Annotated in this window: 25 protein-coding genes and 1 tRNA gene; 15 read left to right on the top strand and 11 right to left on the bottom strand. The window is 69.8% G+C overall.

Annotated elements, in window-relative coordinates:
• Positions 1-7 precede the first annotated feature (7 nt).
• Positions 8-541: a DUF3830 family protein gene (locus FH609_RS00500; protein WP_139665791.1), complete on the bottom strand. Its 534-nt coding sequence runs from the start codon at positions 539-541 to the stop codon at positions 8-10.
• A 647-nt stretch (positions 542-1,188) separates the two neighbouring features.
• On the opposite strand from FH609_RS00500, the gene FH609_RS00495 reads away from it, so the two are divergent.
• Together FH609_RS00495 and FH609_RS00490 are read left to right on the top strand one after the other, a co-directional pair.
• Positions 1,189-1,677, top strand: a complete 489-nt coding sequence (locus FH609_RS00495) for a DUF4365 domain-containing protein (RefSeq protein WP_226961289.1) — start codon at positions 1,189-1,191, stop codon at positions 1,675-1,677.
• Positions 1,674-2,831 carry a hypothetical protein gene (locus tag FH609_RS00490; RefSeq protein WP_139665793.1) on the top strand — a complete coding sequence of 386 codons (1,158 nt, stop codon included), beginning with the start codon at positions 1,674-1,676 and terminating at the stop codon, positions 2,829-2,831. The genes FH609_RS00495 and FH609_RS00490 overlap by 4 nt, the downstream gene beginning before the upstream one ends.
• 456 nt (positions 2,832-3,287) lie before the next feature.
• On the opposite strand, the gene FH609_RS00485 is transcribed toward FH609_RS00490, so the two are convergent.
• The 5 genes from FH609_RS00485 to FH609_RS00465 all read right to left on the bottom strand — a co-directional run bounded on the left by FH609_RS00485 (position 3,288) and on the right by FH609_RS00465 (position 5,621).
• A complete protein-coding gene (locus tag FH609_RS00485; protein ID WP_226961288.1) occupies positions 3,288-3,944 on the bottom strand; it encodes a hypothetical protein in 657 nt (218 codons plus the stop codon).
• A 183-nt stretch (positions 3,945-4,127) separates the two neighbouring features.
• Positions 4,128-4,853 (bottom strand): GntR family transcriptional regulator, encoded by a 726-nt coding sequence (locus FH609_RS00480; RefSeq protein ID WP_139665794.1) that lies wholly within the window; start codon positions 4,851-4,853, stop codon positions 4,128-4,130.
• Between the two features lie 2 nt (positions 4,854-4,855).
• The gene (locus tag FH609_RS00475; protein ID WP_139665795.1) at positions 4,856-5,104 is read right to left on the bottom strand and encodes a hypothetical protein; all 249 of its coding nucleotides are present in this window, start codon (positions 5,102-5,104) and stop codon (positions 4,856-4,858) included.
• Positions 5,104-5,352 carry a hypothetical protein gene (locus FH609_RS00470; protein ID WP_139665796.1) on the bottom strand — a complete coding sequence of 83 codons (249 nt, stop codon included), beginning with the start codon at positions 5,350-5,352 and terminating at the stop codon, positions 5,104-5,106. Before FH609_RS00470 ends, FH609_RS00475 begins: the two co-directional genes overlap by 1 nt.
• Complete coding sequence (locus tag FH609_RS00465; RefSeq protein WP_139665797.1) at positions 5,349-5,621, bottom strand: hypothetical protein; 273 nt, start codon at positions 5,619-5,621, stop codon at positions 5,349-5,351. The genes FH609_RS00470 and FH609_RS00465 overlap by 4 nt, the downstream gene beginning before the upstream one ends.
• An 80-nt stretch (positions 5,622-5,701) precedes the next feature.
• Between FH609_RS00465 and FH609_RS00460 the strand changes: the two genes are divergently transcribed.
• Positions 5,702-6,460, top strand: a complete 759-nt coding sequence (locus FH609_RS00460) for a GntR family transcriptional regulator (protein WP_139665798.1) — start codon at positions 5,702-5,704, stop codon at positions 6,458-6,460.
• Here the strand turns inward: FH609_RS00460 and FH609_RS00455 are convergent.
• Both FH609_RS00455 and FH609_RS00450 read right to left on the bottom strand, forming a co-directional pair.
• Entirely contained in the window at positions 6,447-7,229 is a 783-nt protein-coding gene (locus FH609_RS00455) for a glycosyltransferase family 2 protein (protein ID WP_139665799.1), read from the bottom strand. The genes FH609_RS00460 and FH609_RS00455 overlap by 14 nt on opposite strands.
• 5 nt (positions 7,230-7,234) lie before the next feature.
• Positions 7,235-8,026, bottom strand: coding sequence for a GntR family transcriptional regulator (locus FH609_RS00450; RefSeq protein ID WP_139665800.1), 792 nt, complete (start codon positions 8,024-8,026; stop codon positions 7,235-7,237).
• A 224-nt stretch (positions 8,027-8,250) separates the two neighbouring features.
• Here FH609_RS00450 and FH609_RS00445 point away from each other — a divergent pair, with 224 nt between their 5' ends.
• The 11 genes from FH609_RS00445 to FH609_RS00395 all read left to right on the top strand — a co-directional run bounded on the left by FH609_RS00445 (position 8,251) and on the right by FH609_RS00395 (position 16,781).
• Positions 8,251-8,619, top strand: coding sequence for a hypothetical protein (locus tag FH609_RS00445; RefSeq protein ID WP_139665801.1), 369 nt, complete (start codon positions 8,251-8,253; stop codon positions 8,617-8,619).
• A 101-nt stretch (positions 8,620-8,720) separates the two neighbouring features.
• Positions 8,721-8,999 carry a hypothetical protein gene (locus tag FH609_RS00440; protein WP_139665802.1) on the top strand — a complete coding sequence of 93 codons (279 nt, stop codon included), beginning with the start codon at positions 8,721-8,723 and terminating at the stop codon, positions 8,997-8,999.
• Positions 8,996-9,316 carry a DUF6303 family protein gene (locus FH609_RS00435; RefSeq protein ID WP_139665803.1) on the top strand — a complete coding sequence of 107 codons (321 nt, stop codon included), beginning with the start codon at positions 8,996-8,998 and terminating at the stop codon, positions 9,314-9,316. The genes FH609_RS00440 and FH609_RS00435 overlap by 4 nt, the downstream gene beginning before the upstream one ends.
• Positions 9,313-10,188 carry a DUF2637 domain-containing protein gene (locus FH609_RS00430; protein WP_139665804.1) on the top strand — a complete coding sequence of 292 codons (876 nt, stop codon included), beginning with the start codon at positions 9,313-9,315 and terminating at the stop codon, positions 10,186-10,188. The genes FH609_RS00435 and FH609_RS00430 overlap by 4 nt, the downstream gene beginning before the upstream one ends.
• An 87-nt stretch (positions 10,189-10,275) precedes the next feature.
• Positions 10,276-12,396, top strand: a complete 2,121-nt coding sequence (locus tag FH609_RS00425; protein WP_139665805.1) for a cell division protein FtsK — start codon at positions 10,276-10,278, stop codon at positions 12,394-12,396.
• 143 nt (positions 12,397-12,539) lie between these two features.
• The gene (locus tag FH609_RS00420; protein ID WP_139665806.1) at positions 12,540-12,791 is read left to right on the top strand and encodes a hypothetical protein; all 252 of its coding nucleotides are present in this window, start codon (positions 12,540-12,542) and stop codon (positions 12,789-12,791) included.
• Between the two features lie 35 nt (positions 12,792-12,826).
• A complete protein-coding gene (locus FH609_RS00415) occupies positions 12,827-13,030 on the top strand; it encodes a hypothetical protein (protein WP_139665807.1) in 204 nt (67 codons plus the stop codon).
• 322 nt (positions 13,031-13,352) lie between these two features.
• Positions 13,353-14,228, top strand: a complete 876-nt coding sequence (locus FH609_RS00410) for a bifunctional DNA primase/polymerase (protein ID WP_226961287.1) — start codon at positions 13,353-13,355, stop codon at positions 14,226-14,228.
• Positions 14,225-15,274 carry an AAA family ATPase gene (locus FH609_RS00405; RefSeq protein ID WP_139665808.1) on the top strand — a complete coding sequence of 350 codons (1,050 nt, stop codon included), beginning with the start codon at positions 14,225-14,227 and terminating at the stop codon, positions 15,272-15,274. Before FH609_RS00410 ends, FH609_RS00405 begins: the two co-directional genes overlap by 4 nt.
• Entirely contained in the window at positions 15,274-15,492 is a 219-nt protein-coding gene (locus FH609_RS00400; protein ID WP_139665809.1) for an excisionase family DNA-binding protein, read from the top strand. Before FH609_RS00405 ends, FH609_RS00400 begins: the two co-directional genes overlap by 1 nt.
• Positions 15,493-15,503: 11 nt before the next feature.
• Positions 15,504-16,781 (top strand): tyrosine-type recombinase/integrase, encoded by a 1,278-nt coding sequence (locus tag FH609_RS00395; protein ID WP_226961286.1) that lies wholly within the window; start codon positions 15,504-15,506, stop codon positions 16,779-16,781.
• A 517-nt stretch (positions 16,782-17,298) separates the two neighbouring features.
• Here the strand turns inward: FH609_RS00395 and FH609_RS00390 are convergent.
• The 3 genes from FH609_RS00390 to FH609_RS00380 form a co-directional block, all read right to left on the bottom strand.
• Positions 17,299-17,370, bottom strand: a tRNA-Cys gene (locus FH609_RS00390).
• Positions 17,371-17,454: 84 nt separating this feature from the next.
• Positions 17,455-18,528, bottom strand: coding sequence for a Gfo/Idh/MocA family protein (locus tag FH609_RS00385; RefSeq protein WP_139665811.1), 1,074 nt, complete (start codon positions 18,526-18,528; stop codon positions 17,455-17,457).
• Positions 18,529-18,670: 142 nt separating this feature from the next.
• Positions 18,671-19,240: a DedA family protein gene (locus FH609_RS00380; protein ID WP_139665812.1), complete on the bottom strand. Its 570-nt coding sequence runs from the start codon at positions 19,238-19,240 to the stop codon at positions 18,671-18,673.
• Between the two features lie 234 nt (positions 19,241-19,474).
• On the opposite strand from FH609_RS00380, the gene FH609_RS00375 reads away from it, so the two are divergent.
• Positions 19,475-19,687 (top strand): heavy-metal-associated domain-containing protein, encoded by a 213-nt coding sequence (locus FH609_RS00375; RefSeq protein WP_139665813.1) that lies wholly within the window; start codon positions 19,475-19,477, stop codon positions 19,685-19,687.
• Positions 19,688-19,745 lie beyond the last annotated feature (58 nt).

The raw sequence follows: 19,745 nt of genomic DNA, 5'->3' as shown, positions 1-19,745 counted from the left end.
CCGGGGCCTAGGCGCGGCGGAAGCTGAGCGTCTCGCCCAACGCGCCGGCGCGCCAGAGGTCCTGGCAGGCGTCGGCCATCCGGTCGAGGCCGTCCACGACGGCGCCCCAGACGATGCCGGGCACCCAGCCGGCGTCGCCGTTGATCAGCAGGTTGTTGCGCTCGTAGAACAGCGCGAGGTCGACGACGGTGGTGCGGCCCTGGTGCTTGGCGTCGTTCTCGTAGCCGTAGGAGCTGGTGCCCAACTGGGTGTCGGTGAACGTGAAATAGCACAGGTCGCCGGGGATGGGGGTGATGGTCGGGTTCTCCAGCGGCGGCTCCTGGGGGGCGAACGGCGGGACCAGGGCGTAGATCTCGTTGCGCGCGTACTTGGCGTGGTAGACGTCCCCGCCGAGGGGCAGCGCGTTCCACACCGCGTCGCAGGTGATCGGCGCCCGGTCGTCGAGCAGCCTGGCGGTACAGCTGACGCCTCGCTTGTCCAGCGAGACGGTGATGAAGCGGTCGGCCGTCCGCTCGGGGCTCCCGGGCTCGTTCTCGGACATCGCGGCTGCCTCCTTGGTCGTGCGCGGCACTGTCCGGGCATGGTCGCACGCCATGCCCACCGGGGAGGTTTCCCCGAGAACGCGGGGACGTGTCCGGCCGGTTCGACGAGACCGGCGACGAGACCGGCGACGAGACCGGCAGGGGGGAGGAGACCGCCTGAAGAGGCGGAACGGGGAGGCCGTGACGGGAATCGAACCCGTGTAACTCGCTTTGCAGGTCTGTGGGGTGGGGAGGGCGTACGTTCGCCGGGGTTCGGGGCGGTGCGCGACGTGGGGCAGCGCGGGGCGGCGGACGCGGGCGGACCTGGGCGGACGGCGGCGAATGAGACGGGAAGTGAGACGGGACGGGACGGCAGGGCATGGAGCATCGCTATGTTCTGATCCATAGCTCGAAAGTGACCAGTCGTCTGGGGTCGTTGCGGGCGCTGTTGTGACAGTGGGGACCAGTGCCGACCGATGCTGGCTGTTCCAGTGTGACACCCAAGCCCGACACCGGAACCAGCGACGACAACGACGCTAGGTAGTGACACAACTCCACGCAGTGGGTAAGCTCTCGATGGCTGCACCGTGAACTCGACGAGGGCAGCGAGCGGTATGCACCGAACGGAAGCCACCATTCAGGATTCGCTGCCGACTGGGGGGCAGGCGTGGGGTCAATTTCCACCTTAGATGCGTCAGCCGCGAAAGGGAGATACGGCGTCGCATATGTGCGATCGATATTCAGCCAGGCCGCCGTAGGGTTCAACGAGACGTCGCCAGATGAAGACGCCATTGCCGTCGACGGGAGCCTTGAGTTCGCGATAGCAGCAGCACGCGTTCAGGTCAAATGTAGCTCACAGTTCAAGATCGCCGGAAAAAGTGCGACATGGAATTCGGAATTACATTGGCGCGAGAGTTGGGCGACATCAAGGGTGCCAGTTTATTTCATCCTTGTCATTCTTGAACACAATGATGCTTCAAACTGGATTCAACACCACGCCACAGGAACCGACCACAAGGCTGCGGCATTTTGGGTAAGGGTCAATGAGGTCACCCCCTCCGATAAAATCGTGGTACCTAAAACGCAGCGACTGACTGTCGAAACTCTGACCCAGTGGGAAAAAGAGGTGAACTCATGCTTCACTCCCACACTATGAGTCCACGCACCACAAGAATGCCGACGATACCGCAGATCCACACATACCTTCGCGCCAATGGGTGGGAAAGCCAGCCTCCCGGAATCGCGGGGACGATTTGGAATCGTCATGACGCGATGATCGGCATTCCTTCCGACATCGCTGACGCTCCGGGGATTTCGAAGGGAATTGTTGAGCGGATTGCAAGATTTGAGCGCAAGAGTATCTCCGACGTCGCTCTAAGCATTCGTTACCACCTCATGGACGTGACCTACTTACGCGCAGCGAACGATCGCGCGATCACAGACACAATCCCTTTCGAGTCTGCATCGACGCTGATCGCATCCGCGCGCAGATTGCTCCGGGCAGTGGGCACCACAGCGTGGAGAGAGCGCGGAGACATCGGAGGAAACTACGCCCGTCAGGGGGATTCGGTTCTCCGCAAGAGTCGCATGGACCATACCCAGGAAGGCTCTTTCATCATTCCGATCCTGATTCCGCTGCCGCCAGTCGAAGAGACGGGCACCATTACGCAGCCACAGATCGAGGGCCTTGAGTTACTCCGCGCTGCACCGGAACCTTTCGAGCGACGCGTGACACGCACCCTCGCGCAGTCTCTTATGGCTGTTCGGGAAATCATCGTCGAACCTGAACGGTCGCCAAGCGGGGATGACCTGCATGCCGTCATCGCGAGAGGCGTTAGCAAAGAATTCTGTTCAGCGCTAGCTAGGATTCTCTCAGAGCCTTCGGTTAGCGAGTTCGAGACCAGTTTTGATTGGGCTCCGGCTGTTCCCGCCCCAGAGACTATACCGGAATCGGTGACGATCGAGTCAGACGCCTCGGGTAAAATCGAGGAGGTTGCCAATAGACTCAAAAAGCATCGCGACGACTCCACATCAACGTTTTCTGGCAATATCGTGGAGTTGAGGCATGTCGGCAACGATGAGTTTGGCTTCGCCACGATCTCGACCATCCGACGGGGTAGGCGATCAGAGATTCGCGTTCGCCTCCCTTATGAAGCCTATCAGGAAGCTGTCATCTGGCATCGCGCCAGGAGAGCTGTCATCGTACAAGGAGAGGTGCGACACGGCTCGGGAAGAAAACTAGTCGTCGAGCACCCAGTTAACTTTCGACCAATCGACGAAATACTCCTTCAATTTCCGGCCGAGCAGTAGCGGTGCGGCCCCTCTCCGGCCACCGTGCGTGTCGTCCGCAACAACGTCCGCTAAACAGGTAATAGTGGGGGTTTCGCTGGGGACGATAGGCAAGGCCGGTCGGCGCGCACCGGTCGCTCAGAGGACCGGGGGAACAGATCCGGCGGAGCCGGCTTCAGGCAGGGCATCGGGCCCCTTACGCAGGCCGGCGGATCGGGCAGGCCTTGGACCTGCCCGAAAGTGCCCGATGTGGGCCCCGATCTTCGTGGCTCGCCCCAAGCGGGCTGCCTGAAGCCGTGGAGCCGCCCCCCAGCCACGACGGTGCGCCAGACAACAACCTTCGACGGCTGATGGCTGGTTGGTGCGCGGCCGGCGTTTCCGGGCCGGAGCGGGCCGGAGACAGCGGGGCGGCCCAGGAGGCCGCCGCCGCTGTGTGTGCCGCGCTTGCGCGGTGCGTTGGTGTCGTGGAGAGGGTTGTCACTCACGCTGTGGGCGGTCGCCGGTGAAGCCCCCGGCCTCCCCAACCTCGGATTCGAGGTCGGTGAAGGTGAAGCGGTTGAGTCGGGCGATGAGTTGGGTGGCGATGATCCAGTCGATGTCGGGGTCGCCGAAGGGGAGGCCGGCGGCGCCGGTGAGGATGGGGCCGTTGAGGCCGGGGCGGTAGAGGGCGCCTTGGACTCCGGCCAGGGTCCAGCGCTGGACGCGGAGGGCGACGAAGCGTTGCCTCAGGTGTGGGCAGGCCCGGACGGACAGCCTCGCGCACGGCAGGCAGACGGGCGGGTGGGCCGTCTCCAACCCCTGGGGCCAGTCACCGGGGTTGTCCGTGGCGTCTCCCATGAGCCATAGCACGCCGTCTTCGTTCCGGTCTGCGGGCTTGGCGCAGATCTGGCACAACAGGCCGGCCAGAGCGACGCGTTGGCGTAGTGGGTGTACGGCGCCGAACTCCGGCTTGCCTTTCCCCGGGGTGGAGGGGACGCGGCGCCAGAGCACCCCGTCCCCGTCCCGGTCGAAGAGGCGTTCGTCGGCGTAGGCGAGGCGGCCGTGTCGGGCCACGACGGGCGTGGCCGCTGGGTGTTCGCCGGTCCATTGGGTGATGTAGGGGACGGTGGTCCTGACGGCGGCTGCTGGGCGCATCACAGGCACCCCATGTCCTCGCTGACGATGGTCAGGGAGAGGGCGAGGTTGGGCATGGTGGGTGGGTCAACCTTCCGGGCGGGGCCGACGCCGGAGATGGGTCGGCGGAAGTTCAGGGGTGTGCGTCTCGTCGGCGATGGGCCGGACAGTGGGACCGGTGGGACAGGCGGGGCGTGTTGCAGCTCAGTTGGGTTGTGGGGCCGGTCTGCTGAAGATGGCCTCGGTGCGGTCGCCGGCCAGGTGGAGGCGGGCGGCGGTGATGATGCGGCCGGTGGTGTCGGTGGTGGTGCGGGTGATCTCCAACAGGGCGACGCCGCCGGGGAGGTTCATGGCCTGGGCCTCGTCGGCGGTCGGCGGGCGGGCCGTGAGGCGTTCGGTGACGGTGGCCAGCTCGATGCCGGCGGTGGTCAGGGCCCGGTGGAGGTCGTCCGCCCACGGGTCGGGTGCCGTGGCGGGCCCGGGGCCGGGGAGGAGGTCGGGGAGGACGTAGGCGTGGACCACGATGTGGGGTGCCCGGTCAGGGGTGTTGGTGGTGTAGCGGCACTCCGTGATGGGCGTGCCGAGGGGCACGGCCAAGAGGGCGGACAGGGGGCGGTCGGCCTCGCGCCGGCGCACGGTGCGGTGGGTGGTGTGCGCGGGGGTGGGTTTCCACTCGGTCCAGGCGTGGCGGTCGTCGCGGTACTGGGTGCGTGGTTGCTGGGCGCGGACGAAGGTTCCCCGGCCGTGGCGCTTGTCCACCAGCCCTTCGGCTTCGAGTTGGGTGGTGGCCTGGCGGACGGTGGGGACGCCAACGCGGTAGGTGCTGGCCAACTGCTGCTCGGAGGGGAGTCGTTCGCCCGGGGCGAGGTGTCCGCCGGTGATCTGCTGGCGGAGTTCGTCGGCGATGCGCTGGTACTGGACGGTGCGCATGGTCAGACCCTCCCCCACGGTCCGGGCGTTCGACGCCACGGCGACTCGTAGGGGACCGCGCGCCCTCCGTTCAACAGGCTGCGGGGCGTGAGGGTGAGGGTTTCGCCCGTCTCGAAGATCAGCAGCTTGTGGCCGGCGCGGAGTGCGCGGAGGTCGATGACGCGGAGCTGACGGCCGCCTATGTCGAGGACGTCCAGGAGGCGAACCGTGTCCGGGGTGATGGTGATGGGGGTGAGCGCTTCGTCCCTCATCAGCGCTCCGCCGGCGACGTGTCCGCGAGAGCGGTCAGCCCCTCGTTCTTCACGCAGGGCGGGCAGGCGTGGACGCCCCAGGCCGGGCCGGTCACGCCGCCGATGATGTCGATGAGCGCGAGGTCGTCGGTGGCGACGTCGCACCAGTCGCAGCGCGGGTCGGGGAGGAATCCGGGCCGTTCCCTGATGGTCGATTGGTGGGGCTGGAACACGCCGGAGGTGGCGCGGGCGGTGGTGTGGAGATTCACGTCGTCGGTTCCCTGTGGTGAGTGGCCGTCGCGGACTGGCCGTGGTGGATATGCGCCCAGGCCGTTCGTTGTTCGGCGTCGCCCGTCAGCCCGAAGCGGTCGCCGAGGGCGAGGGCAGCCAGCAGCAGGTGCCAGCGCTCGGGGCTGACCGTGGCCGGCACGTCGGCTTCGATGCGGATGTGGGTGGGGTGGCGGGTGAGGCGCGGGGTGAATCCGGCAGCGCTGAGGCGTGCTGCGATGTCCTGCGCGCGGGAAGCAGGTGCGGGCACGGCGAATCCTCCGTCGCTGTGGAGTCACTGACGGTAAAGCTAGTTAACTAGATTAGAGCTAGTGGACTAGATTTGGCTACATGCCAGAGCAGCCGCCCTATCTCCGCATCGCTGACGTGCTCCGGCAGCGCATCGCCAGCGGGGAATGGCAGCCCGGGGACCGACTGCCCTCCCGAGCCCGCTTCGCCGAGGAGTACGACGTCGGCGACAACGTGGTCCGCAGAGCCCAGGAACACCTGATCTCCCAAGGCCTCCTCGAAGGCCGGGCCGGCTCAGGGACCTACGTGGCCGAGCCACGGGCGCGACTGCGCATGGTCCGCAGCCTGGCCCGGGAGAAGCGCGGCGGCTCCCCGTTCCGCGCGGACATGGCCGCCCTCGGCCGGGCCGGCACCTGGGAGCACCGCACCGAAGCCAAGGTCCCCGCCCCCGAGGACATCGCCCGCCGACTGGGCATCGAGGCGGGCGCGCTGACCGTGCGCACGGCGTACGAATTCCTCGGCAACGGCAAACCCGTGCAGCTCTCGACGAGTTGGGAGCCGTACGACCTGACCGGCGGAACCCTGATCGTCCTACCCGAGGGTGGACCCTACGCCGGGAAGGGCGTGGTGGAACGCATGGCCGCCATCGGCATCACCATCAGCCACGCCGTCGAGCAACCGGAGCCCCGCACGGCGACGACGGAGGAAGCCCACCTGCTGGGCGTTCAGCGCGGGGCGCTGGTCACCGCGATCGAGCGCACCTACTACGCCGAGGACGGCCGCCCGGTCGAGACGGCCGACATCGTGGTGCCGGCCGCCCACTGCGAGATCGTCTACGAGATCCCGATCAACCGCCCGTAGCGGTAGCCACGGACGACGGGAAGCGCCAGCCGCCCAACGCCTCAAGGGCCCGCACGCGGGCTTCCGCGACGGCGGCGCGGGCGGCGCGTTCCTCCTTGTCGACGTGCGGGGCCTGGCTGGTGACCTGGCCGGGCCACTTCCGGTAGTACAGGCCGGGTTCGCGGATGAACCACCCCCTGCTGACCGTGTTCAACGCCAGCAACAGCCCGGTGTCCTCCGAGGCCGGCAACGCCATCCAGCCGCCCAGGGCCAACACCAGCTCGGTCCGCACGCACAGCGAGCCGGGGATGACCTGGGGCCGGTGGTCGTTGGCCCGCCAGTGCCGGAAGACCTCGCCGCGTTCCAGCGGCCCGTCCTGCGGGTCCTGGTCGAAACCCTTCGTGGACCCGTCCGGGAACAGGTCGAGAGCCCGCGAGGTGGTCCAGCCGACGCTTGGGCTGCGGGTGAGCACCGCCAGGTCGCGGGCGAGGGTCCCCGGGGTGAGCATGTCGTCGGAGTCCAGCACCTTGAGGAAGGCGCCCTCGGCGCGGGCCAGGCCCATGGTGCGCGCGACGCCGGGGCCGCCGGGTCGGCCCTGTCCGAAGCTGATGCGTGGGTCCTCGGGGACGGCCTGGCGCACGGTGTCGCTCACGCCGTCTTCCTGGATCACCCACTGCCAGTCCCAACCGGCGGGCAGCTCCTGGGCGCGGATCGACTCGTACGCCTCCGCCAGGAACGGCGCGCTGGGCGCGTGGACGGCGGTGACGACCGTGACCAACCGCTGGTTCATCGCCATCACCAACGCACCAGCGGGGTCACGAACTTCATCCGGGTTCGGTCGCCGGGGAGGGTGATGTCGGAGAGTTCGACCACGCGGCCGTCGGTGTCAATGCACGTCTTGCGGAGGTGGATGATCGCCATGCCCGGGGACATCCCCAGCTCGCGCGCCTCCTCGTGCGTGGGCGGGCGGGCCGCTATGACCTCCTCCACGATCCGGTCCAACTCGATGCCCACGGTGTGGAGTTGGTTCTGGGTGCCCCCGGGCCAGGGCTCCTTGGTCTCGTCGAGCAGGTCCGGGTTGCCGGCCACCAGGTCGCGGACCAGGTAGGAGTGGGTGAGGTTGAACGGGGCCGGTTCCCTGGCGTACCGAGTGCGGTAGACCCGCTCGACCAGCGCGGTTCCCACGGGCACGCCGAACGCCTCGGCCAACTCCTCGCCGGCCTCGACCTCGTAGAAGCGGGCGTTGAACACGAGGTCGTTGACGGTCAGGCCCGTGTCGTGCTCAGTCACGCCGGTCTGGGCGCGGACCTCCTCGGCCTGGCGAGCCCGGTCCTTCTCCCACTGGTGACGTTCGTTGGTGCGCAGCACCTTCCGGCGCGGAACACGGACGAAGGTGCCCTTGCCGTGGCGCTTGTCGATCAGCCCCTCCGTCTCCAGCTCCGCGAGCGCCTGACGGATAGTGGGCACGCCCCGGTCGTAGGTGCGGCGCAACTCCTCCTCGGAGGGGAGGCGTTCGCCTGGCTGCCACTTGCCGGCCTGGATCTGTCGCCGCAGGTCATCGGCGATCTCTTCGTACGCCTTCGGCATGACGTGTTCACCACCCGGTCGTAGGTCCCTGGTGAGTGACGGGTTCAAGTCCCGTCACTCACCAGGACTTCAGCTTATCAACTCCTCTTGAGGACTTGACCTCTACCTGAGTGACCGTCATAGTCGTCTCATCAACTCCTCAAGAGGAGTTGATGACTTGAGGTCTTGATGACTCAAGTCCTCTGCTGTGCCTTCCTCTTCACACACCCAACAGGGGGTTCGTCATGCGCATCGCCATCGGTGACGTGGTTCGCGTCCGCAGTGACCAGACGCTCGGCATGGTCGTCAGCATCACCAACACCGGCGGTGGGGCCGTCCTTCACCTCCACACCAACGGGCGGGGTTCGCTCACGGTCAGCCCGCGCGCCGTGGAGCACGTGGCGCGGGTCCGCGACCGTATGAGCACCCCTCGGGCCGTGGTCACGCTCGTCGTGATCGTGATCGCCCTGGTCATCGCCATTGCCAACGGCAACGAGATCCACGGCCTGGGCGCCGCGCCGCTGATGTCGGTCTTCGTGGCGTTCGCCTCGTTCCTGACCATCGGCGGACTCCTCGTCCACGTCGTGAACCGCCCCCGCACCGTGCGGGTCTGACGCCGCAGCTTCCGAACTTCGCCCGGCCGGTGGGACTCCCCGCCAAGGTCGCCCACCGGACCGCGAACCTTCCCCGCCTCCCACGACACAGGAGAAATCCCATGACCCCCTACCGCGACAGCGCGGTGGACGACCCGGAGCACGCGGGCGTGCCGATCGGCATCGACCTGGACCTGTTCCGGGGCCCGCTGGGGCACGAGAGCGACGAGGAGCGGGCGGCGCGCGTCGCGGCCGCCGCCGACAACCTCGACGAGCTTCGCCACGCCGGCCAGGACGACGAGATCACCGCCCTGGACGCCCAGTACGCCGAGGCTCTGATGCGCACCGTTCCGCTGCGTCCCCGGGCGCGGACCCACAGGCGGCGGGGTGCGGTCGCATGAGCAACGCCCCGACCCACACCGCCCTGTTCGGGCTCCGTTGCTGCGGGGCGCTGTTCCCTGAGCCCACCTGGAACCTCACCGTGGCGACCTGCCCGGGCCAGGTCTCGGACTGGCCCACCCACACCTGGTCCGGAGCCGCCGACACCCCCACGCTGCCGGAGCGAGACGAGGCCCTGGCGTCGCTGGGCTTCGCCGTCGTGCCCGGCGAGGAGTGGAGTTGGACCGAGGCCATGTGCGGGTTCCGCCCCGACGGCCCGCCGCACGTCAGGCTGTTCGCGGCGGTCCCCGTCCGTCCCCTCGGCGGTGGTCTCGCATGACCGCCAAGCCGCTGAGCCGGGGCGAGCGTTGGTTGCTCGGCGCGACCTCGGTCGGTGCCGTGGCCGTGGGCGCGCTCGGGTTGGCGTCCTCGTTCGACGCCGTCTCCGGGGCCGCCGTCCGCTGGGGCTTCGACGCCCCGTGGATGCTGCCGGCCGGCATCGACCTGGCCATTCCCGTCTTCACCGTGGCGCACCTGCTGTTGGTGCGGATGAACATGGCCCTGGCCTGGGTGCGGGCCGTGCCCTGGGCGTTGACCGGGGTGACGTGCTGGCTGAACGTCGCGGCCGGCGCCACGGTGCCCGCCCGCATCGCCCATGGCGTGATGCCGCTGCTGTGGGTGGTGTTGTCGGAGATCGCCGCCCACGCCTACGCCGTGCGCATCGGCGCCGCGACCGGCACCCGCATGGAGCGCGTGCGTCGCTCGCGCTGGCTGCTGGCCCCGTTCGCCACGCTGGCGCTCTGGCGCCGGATGGTGCTCTGGGAGACGACCAGCTACCGCGAGGCTCTGGCCCGCGAACGGCAACGGCAGTTGGTCCGCGCTGAGTTGCGCGAGCGGTACGGCCGGGCCTGGCGCCGCCGCGCCCCGGTCCGCACCCGGGTCCTGTTGCGCCTCGGCGAGCTGTCCCCGGACGGCCCGACCGCCGGCCAGGACCAGCGGCCCGAGCCGGAGCCGGGGCCGCCCACGGCCAGGGCCTCGCGCTCACCCGCCGAACTCCTCGCCCAGGCCCGGGAGATCACCCGGGACTGGCCCACGGACCAGCTCACCGCCGATGCCATCCGCAAGGCGGTCCGCACCTCACAGCACAACGGCCGGACGCTGCGCGACACACTCCGCGCCGAACGCCGGGCCCGCCTTCCGCACCCCGCCTAGGAACCGCGCGAACCGGGGGCGACCACGCCGCTGGTCGGGCCCCGGCCACCCGCCCCATCGAGAGATCCACGGACAAGGGAAACGCCAGTGGACCACGAACCGGAGAAGACCTCCTTCCTCCGCCTGAGGGCCGTGCCCCCGCCCGCCCCGGAGAGCGCCCCGTCGTTCGACGACCACGAGTCGGCCGACGACCGACCGCCGCTCGCCGACCGACCCGACGCCCCCGAGCCCGGTCGGTTAACCCGACTGAAGTCGGCCACCCGCCGACCCATCCGCCCCGACTGGATGCGCTCGAAGGCCGGCTTCCTGGACGGCGCCCGGTGGCTGGCGGGCCACGTCGGTCACACCTTCGCCTTCCACACGCTCCGCTTCCCGGTCTACCTCGGCCGGCTGCTGGTGCGCTGCCCGAGTGGCGCCAAGCGCACGCTGGTCGGGTTGGGCCGGTGGGCGCGCGACGCCGAGGGGATGCCGCTGCGCGAGGCCGCCGCCCGCCGCGAGGACACGGCGGAGTGGCTGCGCCTGTCCTTCCGGCGCGACGCCCGGGTGCGCTGGCGCGGCACCTGCCTCGCCGTCGGAACCCCGCTCGCCCTCGTCCTCCTTGCCGTCCTCGCCTACGCCGCACCGCCGTTGGTCCAGGTCACGGCCGTCGTCGCGGCGGTGGCCGCCCTCGGCGCCACCGGGGCGCCGGCCGACGCCCCGCTCACCTCCCGGGCGGTGATCAGGACCGAGGTCGCCAAGCTCACCTCGGACATCGTGGTGCGCGCCATGGCCGCCATCGGCATCACCCAGATCACCAACGAGGTCAACAAGGGCCGCGACGGCATCCGCTTCGTCGCCCCGATCACCCGCGAGGGCCCCGGCTGGCGCGCCGACATCGACCTCCCGTTGGGCGTCACCGTCGCCGACGTGATCGACCGCCGCGCCCGACTCGCCTCCGGACTGCGCCGACCGCTCGGGTGTGTCTGGCCCGACCCAGACCCGACCGAGCACGAGGGCCGGTTGGTCCTGTGGGTCGGCGACCGCGACCTGTCGAAGACCGGCCCGGTGAAGTGGCCCCTGGCCGCCGGCCAACGCCACGACGTCTTCCAGCACATCCCGTTCGGCATCGACCCGCGCGGCCGGCCCCAGTCGGTTCCGCTGATCCAACACAATGTGCTGGTCGGTTCGTTGCCCGGCCAGGGCAAGACCGCGACCGTCCGCGTGCTGGCGTGTGGCGCGGCCCTGGACCCCACCGCCGAACTGTGGATTCACGAGAACAAGGGCACCGGCGACCTGGACGCCCTGGAACCGGTCTGCCGCCGCTTCGTCTCCGGCCTCGACGACGAGTCGATCCAGTACGCCGCCGACTCCCTGGCGCTGCTGCGCCGCGAGGTCGAACGCCGGGTCAAGGTGCTCAAGAGCCTGCCGCGCGACCTCTGCCCGGACAAGCGGATCACCCGCGCCATCGCCGACCGCCGCTCGCTCCGCCTGTGGCCGCTGGTCGCCGTCTTCGACGAGTGCCAGAACGTCTTCCTCTCGCCCCGGCACGGCAAACAGGCCGCGATCGACGCCGAGTTCGTCATCAAGCTTGGCCGTGCCCTGGGCGTGGTGCTGGTCCTGTCCACCCAGCGCCCGGACAAGGACAGCCTGCCGACCGGGGTCAGCGGCAACGTGTCCATCCGGTTCTGCCTCAAGGTCGCCGGCCAGACCGAGAACGACATGGTGTTGGGCACGTCGATGTACAAGAACGGCGTCCGTGCCACCCAGTTCCGGCCCGAGATCGACGCCGGCACCGGCTACCTCGCCGGCGCCACCACCCTCCCGACCGTCGTGCGCACCGCCTACCTGGACGACCCGGCCACGGCCCGCATCGCCGCCAAGGCGATCGCGCTCCGCCGCGCCGCCGGCACGCTGGACGGCGAGGCCATCGGCGACGACGAACGCCCGGACGGGGCCGGCCTGGACGTGCTGGCCGATCTGCTGGCCGTGATCCGCCCGGAGGAGTCCAAGGTCTGGACGGAGACCGCGCTTGAGCGGCTGGGTGAACTCCGCCCGTCCTTCTACGGCGACTGGCCGGCCGAACAACTCACCGCCGCGTTGAAGCCGTTCGGGATCAGCACGGTCCAGGTCGGCCGACGCGTCAGTGGCAAGGTCGTCAACCGACGCGGCCTCGAACGCGCCCGCCTCGAAACCGCATTGACCCAACGTGACGAGCAGCGCGCCGCCTGAGCCGGCGCACGCGCCCCGGAGTTAGCGAGCGCCGCCGCTAACGTTAGCGGCTTCGCTAGCGCCCCAAACCCCCATCAACCAGGCCGTCATCTGTTAGCGGGCCCTACCCCCGCCATGCCCGAAACCGGCCCAGAGGAGCCCCGATGCCCCCAGAACTCACCGCTAGCGCCCTGATCTTCCTCATCACCCTCTGCTACCTCGTGCTGTGCTACGCCAGCCCGTACGGCCGCTGCCGCCGCTGCGACGGCTTCGGCTTCCACATCGGCACCACCCGCAAGGGCCGCCCGCTGCGCGGCAAGGACTGCCGCCGCTGCAAGGGCCACGGCTTCCGCCTCCGCCCGGGCCGCCACGTGGTGAACGCCCTCATCCGCTACTGGCAGCACCGCGACCGCTGAGCCGTTCAACCCGCCCCGAGAAAAGGAGTCCGCGCATGGTCACCCTCTCCCTCGTCGTCATCTTCGGCGTCCTCGTCGGCTTCCTGCTGAAGTTCCAGGCCCTCGGCTTCGGTTCCTTCCTGGCCGCCGCCCTCTTCGGGTTCTGCCTCGCCCAGACCGGCGCCGCCGACGCCATCAACGACGTGACGGCTTCGCTCGTCGAGGCCGTCTCCTCGATCGGAGCGACGGGGGAGGCGTAGGGCTGTTGTCGTTATCGGCCAGCGAACGGACTCAGAAAGTAGGTCTCGGCACAGTCTCTACGGCTAGTTGCAAGGTAGCCGTGCGCATCGAGCCTCAACGAAAGCTCACTTTGTAGGTCCAGAAGACCTAGAAACTGCGCACGAGACCTGACGAGCCGCCCCCTAGGGCCCGAAGAAAAGTGTCCTGAATCGCCTAGCGAAAGGTCCACCGTTATGTGAATTCTCTTATGAGTAAACCGGCGTGGCGGAACTCCCCGCCAAGGTCGTCCGCCACGCCGGCCCTTCCCCGTTCCATCCGAGGACAGAACAGGAGACACCAAGCATGACCCATGCCGTCATGCCCGAACAGCCCGCCCCCGGCCACACTGCCGCCCTTGACCTGGCCCGCCGTGGCTGGCACGTCTTCCCCCTCATCCCGGGCAGCAAGCGGCCGGCGATCACCCGGTGGGAGTCCCGCGCCACCACCAACGCCGAGCGCATCGCCCGGTGTTGGGACCGGGCCCGCTTCAACATCGGTCTGGCCACGGGCCCGTCGAACCTCGTCGTGATCGACCTGGACGTGCCCAAGCCCGGCGGGAACGGTCCCGACGGCGCCTGGTTCCTGGCCGACCTCTGCGAGCGACACGACCAGCCCTATCCGGGCGACACCTTCACCGTGGCCACGCCCTCCGGCGGCACCCACCTCTACTTCGCCGCACCGGAGGACGGGCCGCGACTGCGCAACAGCGCCGGCCGCCTGGCGCCCATGGTGGACACCCGCGCCCACGGCGGGTACGTCGTCGCCCCGGCCAGCACCATCAACGGCCGCCCCTACACCGTGCTCAACGACGCGCCGCCGGCCCCGCTGCCGGACTGGCTGGTTCCCCTCCTCGCCCCGGCCCCGCTGCCGCCCCAACGCCCCATCACCGTGCCCATCACGGCGGCGGATCGGCGCGGCCGGTACCTCAAGGCGGCCGTCGATGGCGAGTTGAAGCGCGTCACCCACTCCGCGCCCCACCAACACAACCGCGACCTGTTCCGCGCCTCGGTCGCCCTCGGGCAGCTCGTCGCCGGCGGCGCCCTCAACCAGGCCGATGTCATCGCCTGGTTGACCGAGGCCGCCGCCCAGGTCGGCCAGCGGCCCCGCGAGACCGACCGCACCATCCGCTCCGGCCTCCGGGCCGGCGCCCGCCGCCCCCGACAGGTGGCTGCCTCATGAACGACACCACGTTCCCGAACCCCATCGAGCCCGCCCAACAGCGCGTCCGGACCGCCTGGACGGCTGACGAGCTGCTGGCCGCCGAGTTCCCCGAACCGCGCTGGGCGGTCCCGGGCATCCTCGCCGAGGGCGTCAACCTGCTGGCCGGATCGCCCAAGGTCGGAAAGTCCTGGCTCAGCCTGGGACTTGGGCTGTCCGTCGCGGCCGGGGGCCGCGCCTTCGACACCGTGGCGGTCGAGGGCGGCCCCGTCCTCTACCTGGCACTCGAGGACACCCCGCGCCGCCTCCAGACCCGGATGCGCAAGATCCTCGGCGGCCAGCCCGCCCCGGCGAACCTGACCCTGGCGACCTCCTGCCCGCCGCTCCCGCAGGGCGGGGGTGAGGCCATCGCCCAGTGGATCGAGCGCAACGCGGACGCCCGCATGGTCATCATCGACGTCTTCGCCAAGATGCGCGGACCCTCGGCCCCCGGGGCATCGGCCTACGACGCGGACTACGCCGCCGTGGGCCGCGCCAAGAGCCTCGCCGACCACTACGGCCTGGCCGTCGTCCTCGTCCACCACGTCCGCAAGGCCGGCGCCGACGACTTCCTTGCGGAGGTCTCCGGCACCAACGGCCTGGCCGGCGCCGCCGACGCCACGTTGGTGTTGAAGCGCGCCCGGGGCCAGGCCGACGGCGTACTCCACGTCACCGGCCGCGACGTGGACGAGGCCGAGTACGCCCTTCGCTTCCACTCCGCCGCCGGCGCCTGGCAGCTCCTCGAAGGCCCCGCCACGGACCACACCATCGGCGACACCCGCGCCGCCATCCTCCGCCACGTCCGCACCCACCCCGGCGCCCGCCCCAAGGACATCGCCGACGCCCTCCCGGGCCTGGACCCCGACACCATCCGCCGCACCTGCTCCCGCATGGCCGCCGACGGCCAACTCACCAAGGACACCAAGGGTCGCTACTTCCCCGACCTCGACACCAAGCACGAGGACCTGTCCGCCGTGTCCCACCTGTCCGACCGCCCGGCCACCACGACCGACGAGGGGAACCAGTGATGAGCGAGAACACCGCCGACCCCACCTTGGCCCTTCTCACCGTCGAGGAAGCCGCCCGGCGCCTGAGCATTGGCCGCACCACCTGCTTCGGCCTCATCAGCTCCGGCGAACTCGAATCCGTCCCCGTGGGCCGCCTCCGCCGCGTCCCCGCCGACGCGATCACCGCGTTCGTCGCCCGGCTCCGCACCGCACACCGCACGGGAGAGGTCATCGCATGAGGGGCACCGCCGTGGCAGACGACGATGAGCCGAACAACGACAAGCCCGCGCAGAAGAAGCGCACCCGCCAGCCCAACGGCCGTTCCTCCATCTACCTCGGCAAGGACGGCAAGTGGCACGGCCGGGTCACCGTCGGAGTCCGGGACGATGGAAAGCCCGACCGCCGGCACGTCGAACGCAAGACCCGCGCCGAGGTCACCGAGGCCGTCAAGAAACTCGAAAATCTCCGCGACACCCGCAAGGTCCCCAAGGCCGGGGTCCGCTGGACCGTCGAAACCTGGCTGACCCACTGGATCGAGAACATCGCCCCCAAACGAGTCAACGAGAACACCATGGTCGGCTACGGCGTCGCCGTCCGGAAACACCTCATCCCCGGACTCGGCGCCCACCGCCTCGACCGCCTCGAACCGGAACACGTCGAACGCCTCTACGCCACCATGCAGTCCAACGGCGCCAAGCCCGCCACCGCACACCAGGTGCACCGCACCTTCCGCACCGCCCTCAACGCGGCCGTGCGCCGTGGCCACCTGGTCGAGAATCCCCTCAGCAAGGTCACCGCTCCTCGCGTCGACGAAGAGGAGATCGAACCGTTCAGCGTGGCGGACGTCCGCCGACTCCTCGAAGCCGCCAACAAGCGGCGAAACGCGGCGCGGTGGGCGGTGGCCCTGGCCCTCGGACTCCGCCAGGGCGAGGCCCTCGGACTCAAGTGGGTTGACGTGGACCTGGACAACGGCATCCTGTGGATTCGCCGCAGTCGGTTGCGTCCTCGTTATGCCCACGGGTGCGAGTCGCCCTGCGGTAAGAAGGCGGGCTACTGCCCCGACCGCCGCCGGACCAACGGCAAGACAGCAAGTACCAAGTCACGGGCCGGACGCCGGCGGGTAGGACTCCCGCCCCAGGTGGTTCAGCTCCTCCGGGTTCACCGAGCGAAGCAGAACGCGGAGCGAGAGGCCGCAGGCGAACGGTGGACCGACGAGGGTTGGGTGTTCTCGACCCCAAACGGGTCGGACATCTCGCATCGTCACGACTGGAGCGAGTGGAAGACCCTCCTCCATGACGCGGGACTTCGAGACGCGCGCCTCCACGACGCCCGCCACACAGCAGCCACGGTGCTCCTGATCCTCGGCGTCCCCGAACGCGCGGTCATGAACCTCATGGGCTGGTCCACCACGGCCATGGCGGCGCGGTACCAACACATGGTGGACTCCGTCAGGTCGGACATCGCCTTCCAACTCGATGCACTGATTTGGGTGAATGAGAGAGAATGCGACGAACGCGAAGGAGAGTAGACTGTCGACACTCAAGGCGCTTGATGGCCTGAGAGCCTGTAATATTGTCAATGTCGGAACGGTAGCGAGGCGGTTTTCGCCTGACAGCCCGGTCCATAGGTGAGGATGAGGCCCGGATTGCCGCCGAGCCTCATCCCTAACGAGGCGCCCGTCTGGCGGTCGTGTGGCCTGCTAGCCCCTCCCGCATACCTCATAAATGAGGCGCGCGAGGTTGACCACGAATGACCAGAACTCCCAGACTGGGCGCTTTCGTTTGCGATGTCGCTTTTGATGCATCTGTACTCCGCAGGTTGTTTCTCATCACAGTTCCGACCAGCGGAGGACGGAGCGGCGTCAAACGCCATACCGCGAGATCATCCTAGCTAACATTCAGTCAGAGAGATCGTCGTCGCAGCACAAGGGCGGGCCGAAAACCCCGAACTGAGACGGAAACTGAGACGGCGCATACGTGTGGGGCGGACCGCTTGGCGGTCCGCCCCACACGTATGCGCAGCTCAACGCCGCAAAGGAACAACAGAGGCCGTGACGGGAATCGAACCCGTGTAACTCGCTTTGCAGGCGAGTCCCTGAACCACTCGGGCACACGGCCGGGGTGTCGCTGGTTCGAGGGTGCCCGGGTGGGGGCGGTGGTTCAAGGGTGGGGCGGGGGTTGCCATGGGATTGGCATCGGGGGTCACACGGCGTTCATGAACGGGGCCGGGCGGGGGGCCAGTTCGACGGGGACGCGGCGGCCGGTGCGTTGGGCCTCGACGCCGGCGGCGCCGATGGCGGCGGCCGCGTAGCCGTCCCAGGCGGTGGCGCCGGCGGTGGCGCCGCGTCGGACGGCGGCGACCCAGGCGCGCACCTCGCGGTCGTAGGCGTCGGCGAAGCGGGTGAGGTAGTCCCGGGCGATCTCGCCGCCCCAGCGTCCCGCCGCGTTGGTCATCAGGCCGTGGGCCTCGCCGATGCGGGCGGTGCCGCGTTCGCAGACCGCCTCGGTCTGCACCTGGTAGCCGAACCCGCCGTTGGCGAGGATCTCGACGTCGACCACGACCCCGCCGTCCGTCTCGAAGACCACGAGCTGGGGGTCGTTGACGCCGGTGTGGCCCGGCAGCCCGGCGGTGGGGCGGAAGACCTGGACGGCGGTGACCTCCTGGCCGAGCAGCCAGCGGGCGGCGTCGAACTCGTGGGCCACCGAGTCGGTGATCAGCATCTCCTCGGTGAAGTACGGGTGCACCGCGAGGTTGCGGTGGCGGCAGTGGAGCAGACGCGGGGCGCCGAGTTCGCCGGCGTCCAACAGGGCCTTCAGGCGCAGGTGTTCGGCGTCGAAGCGGCGCATGAAGCCGACCGAGACCAGCGGGCGGCCGCCCTTGGCCTCGGCCTCGACGACCCGGAGGGCGGCCTCAGGGTCGGGCACCATCGGCTTCTCGCAGAGCACCGGGAGGTCCCGGTCGAGCGCGGCCAGCAGCGCCTCCTCGTGGGCGGGCCCCGGCGAGGCGATCAGCACGGCGTCCACACCGGCCGCGTCCAGCGCGGCCAGCGGGTCGGGGAACGCCCGGCAGCCGTCGATGCCGGCGGCCAGCGCGGCGGCGCGCGCCTCGTCCGGGTCGGCGACGGCGGCGACCCGGGCGCCGCTGATCAGCTGGTCGACACGGCGGACGTGGTCGGCGCCCATGGCGCCCGCGCCCAGAACGGCCACGCCCAGCGGCGCGGCGGACGGCGGCACCGGGGAGGGCGGCGCGGCGGGCGACGGGCCGGGTATGGGCATGGGAACGTCCTTCGTGCTGTGGGCGCGGGTGTGGGTGTCGGGCGACCGATCCGGACCAGGGTGCACCACGGCGCGCGACACCCGGCGCGCGGGGTGCGGTCACGCGCCGACAGCCGTGCGAGCGCGAGTCGGGAGGCGCGGGTCAGGAGGCGCGTTCGGGGGGCTCGGGCGCCGGCGTGCGGGAGCTGATCAACTGGGCGACGCCGGCGACCAGCAGGGAGAGCAGGGTGCCGAGCAGCACCCCGCTCCACGCGCCGTCCAGCGCTGCCCCGCCCCAGTAGCCGAGGGCGACGCTGTAGGAGGCCCAGAACGCCTCGGCGATGCCGGCGCCCAACAGGAAGCGGCGCAGCGGGTATTCGACCACGGCGGCGGTCAGCCCGCCAATCAGCCGGCCGCTGGGCAGGAACCGCATCCCCACGACGAACGGCACCCCGTGCCGGGTGATGCGGTCGGCCATCCAGTCCAGGGCGGCCTTCCGCGTCGGGCGGCGCTGAAGCCAGTCCCGCACGCGGGGCCCGGCCAGCTTGCCCACGCCGTAGACGAGGGCGTCACCGGCGAGGGCGCTGCCGGCGACCACCGCGAGCACCAGCCAGAGGTCGAGTTCGCCGGCCTGGGCGAGCATTCCGGCCGTGGCGATCAGGGCGGCGTTGGGCACCAGGGGCGGCGCGGTGCTCAGGGCCAGCAGGAAGTACATCCACAGCGCGCCGTCCATCCCGGATCGGTCTCCCCTCCCGTGTGGCCGTCACCCTGGTGAGCGACCTGTCAGTCAAAGCTGACACGTCGCTGGGGCGGGCGGAAGATCTCACGGGCGATACCAGGGGACGCGCCGGGACGCCCCTAGGGGGGCACGAGTGCGGCTCGACCGGAGGGACGAGATGTCATACCCGGTAGGGGTATACACTCGGGCCGCCAGACGTCCTACGCACGAACGACTGAGGAGCGCGTGATGAGCAGCGTGACCTACCGGGTCTCCGGCATGTCCTGTGGCCACTGCGAGGGTGCCGTCCGGGCCGAGTTGAAGTCCCTGCCCGGGGTCACCGAGGTGTCGGCCGCCGCCTCGACGGGCCTGGTGACCGTCACCACCGAGGCCCCGCTGGACGACGACGCGGTCCGCGCCGCCGTGGACGAGGCCGGGTACGAACTGGTGGGACGCGCCTGAGCCGCCGCCCCCGGACCGGGTCAACGGCCGGCGTCGCGGCGCCCGTTGACCCGGACGG

The sequence above is a fragment of the Streptomyces sp. 3MP-14 genome (assembly GCF_006334905.2).
GTDB classification, from domain to species: domain Bacteria; phylum Actinomycetota; class Actinomycetes; order Streptomycetales; family Streptomycetaceae; genus Streptomyces; species Streptomyces triticirhizae.
This window is presented reverse-complemented; position numbering and strand designations above follow the sequence as displayed.

Coding starts and splice junctions, on each gene's coding strand:
- FH609_RS00500 (WP_139665791.1), bottom strand. CDS start 541: ATGTCCGAGAACGAGCCCGGGAGCCCCGAGCGGACGGCCGACCGCTTC.
- FH609_RS00490 (WP_139665793.1), top strand. CDS start 1,674: ATGAGTCCACGCACCACAAGAATGCCGACGATACCGCAGATCCACACA.
- FH609_RS00485 (WP_226961288.1), bottom strand. CDS start 3,944: ATGCGCCCAGCAGCCGCCGTCAGGACCACCGTCCCCTACATCACCCAA.
- FH609_RS00480 (WP_139665794.1), bottom strand. CDS start 4,853: ATGCGCACCGTCCAGTACCAGCGCATCGCCGACGAACTCCGCCAGCAG.
- FH609_RS00475 (WP_139665795.1), bottom strand. CDS start 5,104: ATGAGGGACGAAGCGCTCACCCCCATCACCATCACCCCGGACACGGTT.
- FH609_RS00460 (WP_139665798.1), top strand. CDS start 5,702: ATGCCAGAGCAGCCGCCCTATCTCCGCATCGCTGACGTGCTCCGGCAG.
- FH609_RS00455 (WP_139665799.1), bottom strand. CDS start 7,229: ATGAACCAGCGGTTGGTCACGGTCGTCACCGCCGTCCACGCGCCCAGC.
- FH609_RS00450 (WP_139665800.1), bottom strand. CDS start 8,026: ATGCCGAAGGCGTACGAAGAGATCGCCGATGACCTGCGGCGACAGATC.
- FH609_RS00445 (WP_139665801.1), top strand. CDS start 8,251: ATGCGCATCGCCATCGGTGACGTGGTTCGCGTCCGCAGTGACCAGACG.
- FH609_RS00440 (WP_139665802.1), top strand. CDS start 8,721: ATGACCCCCTACCGCGACAGCGCGGTGGACGACCCGGAGCACGCGGGC.
- FH609_RS00435 (WP_139665803.1), top strand. CDS start 8,996: ATGAGCAACGCCCCGACCCACACCGCCCTGTTCGGGCTCCGTTGCTGC.
- FH609_RS00430 (WP_139665804.1), top strand. CDS start 9,313: ATGACCGCCAAGCCGCTGAGCCGGGGCGAGCGTTGGTTGCTCGGCGCG.
- FH609_RS00420 (WP_139665806.1), top strand. CDS start 12,540: ATGCCCCCAGAACTCACCGCTAGCGCCCTGATCTTCCTCATCACCCTC.
- FH609_RS00415 (WP_139665807.1), top strand. CDS start 12,827: ATGGTCACCCTCTCCCTCGTCGTCATCTTCGGCGTCCTCGTCGGCTTC.
- FH609_RS00410 (WP_226961287.1), top strand. CDS start 13,353: ATGACCCATGCCGTCATGCCCGAACAGCCCGCCCCCGGCCACACTGCC.
- FH609_RS00405 (WP_139665808.1), top strand. CDS start 14,225: ATGAACGACACCACGTTCCCGAACCCCATCGAGCCCGCCCAACAGCGC.
- FH609_RS00400 (WP_139665809.1), top strand. CDS start 15,274: ATGAGCGAGAACACCGCCGACCCCACCTTGGCCCTTCTCACCGTCGAG.
- FH609_RS00385 (WP_139665811.1), bottom strand. CDS start 18,528: ATGCCCATACCCGGCCCGTCGCCCGCCGCGCCGCCCTCCCCGGTGCCG.
- FH609_RS00380 (WP_139665812.1), bottom strand. CDS start 19,240: ATGGACGGCGCGCTGTGGATGTACTTCCTGCTGGCCCTGAGCACCGCG.
- FH609_RS00375 (WP_139665813.1), top strand. CDS start 19,475: ATGAGCAGCGTGACCTACCGGGTCTCCGGCATGTCCTGTGGCCACTGC.